Source organism: Bowmanella yangjiangensis, from assembly GCF_017255015.1.
In the GTDB taxonomy this organism is placed as follows: domain Bacteria; phylum Pseudomonadota; class Gammaproteobacteria; order Enterobacterales; family Alteromonadaceae; genus Bowmanella; species Bowmanella yangjiangensis.
In genome coordinates, this window is sequence record NZ_JAFKCS010000317.1 from 1 (window position 1) to 923 (window position 923).

Genomic DNA, 923 nt, shown 5'->3' on the forward strand with positions numbered 1-923 from the left:
GGCGCAGTATAGGGACGCGTCTTGCGCTGGTCAATCGGCGCTGGTGAAACCCTTGAAATAGATGGCCTCCAGCCCTGTAAGCCGCTTGTTGATGCTACTCCTGAGTGCGCGCTTAGCCCGTTGTGGGCTTGCCGCTGCTGAGTCACGCCCATGCACGTTGGTGACGCAGTGGTGTAGCAATGGTGACGCAGAAAACGACCGCAAGACGCTTCCTTCTCTCCGATGCCTTGGTCGCTCGGGTCAATTGTTCGGGTAACGCACGACAGGTTTTTCACGACAGCCACTTGGTCGGCTTCCAGATGGTCGTAGGCGCTCGCTCAAGGGTCTTTCGTGTTCGCTTGAGGGGTAGCTATAGGACGCTCGGCCACTGGCCTGTAATGAGCGCGGAGGAGGCCAGGGCGGCTGCGTTGGATGCTTTGAAGGCACGCCTTGGGGTTACTGCTAGGCAGGAGGTTGCTCGGGTTGAGGTTGCGCCAGCTCCTGAGCCTGTCAGGGCGCCCAAGCCTAAGACCAAGCCAGCGCCAACGCTGCAAGCTGTCTTCAACGAGTACCGCAACACACGAAAGCTGAAGTCATCCACCGCTGATGACTATCAGAAGGTCTTCAACCGCTATGCCGCCGACTGGCTGGAGCGAAGCTGGCTGGCTATTTCATCGGATGCTTTCGAGAAACGCTTCAATGAGGTCAGCGCCAAGTCCAAGGCCCAGGCCAATCAGCTTGCCCGAATCTTTTCTGCTGTCTGGTCGTTCGGGGCTGCCAAATACGGCATCACGACGATGAACCCGACTCAGCGTCTCAAGGCGATGGGTGGGCTGCACCACATCAAGCCAAGGGATGGCGTTATTCCTGACTCATTGCAGCCACGGTGGTGGAGGGCTGTGGAGTCTCTGCCTGACAGGGAGGCGTCAGCGGCCTTCATCTTC

At 58.7% G+C, this 923-nt stretch carries 1 protein-coding gene; it reads left to right on the forward strand.

Annotated features, from left to right (window positions below):
- Positions 1-407 precede the first annotated feature (407 nt).
- Positions 408-923, forward strand: a 516-nt coding sequence (locus J0A65_RS24270) for a hypothetical protein (protein WP_206596827.1), incomplete at its 3' end; no start/stop codon positions are given.